Below are 1909 nucleotides of genomic sequence, written 5' to 3' on the forward strand. Positions count from 1 at the left end.
TGTTGATGACTTTGGTTCCGGCTATTCGAACATTGATGAGATATTGAAGTTAGAACCACAAGTCATAAAGCTTGATGGCAGTTTGATTCGCAATATCGATAAAGATAAGAAACAGCGCAAGATCGCTCAGCAACTGGTGAGTTTATGTCAGATTCTGAATGCTAAGACGGTGGCTGAATTTGTTCATAACGAACAAGTGTGCCGTATTGCGGAAGACATGGGTATCGATTACCTGCAAGGTTACTACTTTGGTCAGCCTCAACGCTTATTCTGATAGGGAGAGTAGAATCTCTTTTCAAGGAACAGCTAGAGTGTGCGTTTCACGTGAAACACTAAATGGTTCAATAGATTAAAGTACGATGTAAAAAGGGTGAGCTCATGGCTCACCCTTTTTGTTTTCAGTATCTGTCCCGCCCTAAAATGTGCTTATTGCCTTCCCGTGCTCTTGCTTGATCTATTTGAGAGCATGGCCACATTTGTCGGCGTGGAATACTTTTAGATACTGTTGGTAGTAGTCATCAATGAGCTTGGCAGGTTCGCTTTCACCTAAAGATTTGAGCAACTCAATGCCCACTTCGCAAGTACACAAATGGCCACTGTCTTGATTGCGGCGCAAGGTGTAAGAGGATTCACTGGTGATGTCGAGATGAACTTGTGGGACTGCTTGTAACCACGAGCTCTTGTTAAGCATCTTCTTCGCTTCTTGCCATGTGCCATCCAAGATGATGAATAGCGGTTTACGATTCTGGGCTTGGGTCATCACAGCTTGCTGACACTCGATGCTTTGATCACTTGGGAATAACAGAAACGGTTGTCGTGTTTCATCTTCAAGCAGTGCCATTAGCTCCGCTGGTGGTGTTTTCCTTTGCCATACCAAGGACTGACACTGCTCAAGAGATTGCTGAAGCAGCTTTCCGGTGTTGGTGTCTCGCGACAGCTCATTCTCATGAGTCAATAGTACAAGATCAGTTTGGCTTTCAACCGTCGGTATTAGATGACAAACGCACTGGTGAGTGAAGCCACAACCGGGGCAAGCTTGTTGGTTACTCATGTTTACAGCTTTACTCCACTTTGTGCGGGTGAGATACCATCAGCAAACAAAACCACGTCGCTGATATCAGCATCATCTGCAACTGGAGCGACACTTGGGTTTAGCGGGTAGCTGACACCTGAGTATGACAGGGTGTGTTTTGCAGGTGTAGCACCGCCGCCACTGACATTGAAGATCAGATCCTGCCAGCCGTGGTTTTGCGATTTACCTAAGCGTATGTCGCCCTTAACCAGTGTCACTCGGCTATTGAAGCGCCAGTTATCTTGATGGTTTTCGAAAATTAGCAATGTACAGCCACCAGAGCCACACCAATCGAGCTGGGCAAGCAGTTCTTCCTTACCATCGCCATTTAAGTCGTAGGTTAACCAGCGGTACTTGGTATCGTCAGGTGAGCTGTTGTTGATCTTAAAATACTCACGGATCGCTTGGTCGACTTTTAGATCAAGTTGATCACTGGAGTTCACCTGCTTTGCGGTTAGATCAACGTTAGCGGTGGTGTTTACTTGCGCTTGTGCATTCTTAGCTTCGAATAGCACCAGACCGCCATTGGCAATCGGGTAGACAACGTTGCCCACTTTCTCTTTTTCAGCGACGAGCTTACCGTTATCGAGCGTGAAGATGCGCTCAGAGATCAAATACTGTTGCTGGTGGCGAGTCATAACCACTTGTACCTGATTTTGATTCAGTTGCTGCCAGAAGCCCTGTTCAACAATAGAAGGGTCTCCATTGCTGTATGAATAAGTCGTGATAGCACTGTGGTCATCGTTGAGTTCAAGGTTGATAGAGAATCCAGTGTTCTGCGTTGAGCTCGCGAAGTAGAGCCCACTCCAGTCCAGTGTTGAGTCTTGGTTAGAGACC

General features: G+C 46.4%; 2 protein-coding genes and 1 pseudogene. 1 reads left to right on the plus strand and 2 read right to left on the minus strand.

Annotated elements, in window-relative coordinates:
- Positions 1-274, plus strand: a 274-nt coding sequence (locus AB4496_RS17480; protein WP_372131485.1) for an EAL domain-containing protein, incomplete at its 5' end; no start/stop codon positions are given.
- A 180-nt stretch (positions 275-454) separates the two neighbouring features.
- Here the strand turns inward: AB4496_RS17480 and AB4496_RS17485 are convergent.
- Positions 455-1051, minus strand: a complete 597-nt coding sequence (locus tag AB4496_RS17485) for a tRNA-uridine aminocarboxypropyltransferase (RefSeq protein ID WP_009848216.1) — start codon at positions 1049-1051, stop codon at positions 455-457.
- Positions 1052-1053: 2 nt separating this feature from the next.
- A pseudogene (locus AB4496_RS17490) lies at positions 1054-1909 on the minus strand (hypothetical protein); the annotation flags it as partial.

This window comes from Vibrio sp. 10N.222.46.A1 (assembly GCF_041473595.1).
In the GTDB taxonomy this organism is placed as follows: Bacteria; Pseudomonadota; Gammaproteobacteria; order Enterobacterales; family Vibrionaceae; genus Vibrio; species Vibrio tasmaniensis_A.

Coding starts and splice junctions, on each gene's coding strand:
- AB4496_RS17485 (WP_009848216.1), bottom strand. CDS start 1,051: ATGAGTAACCAACAAGCTTGCCCCGGTTGTGGCTTCACTCACCAGTGC.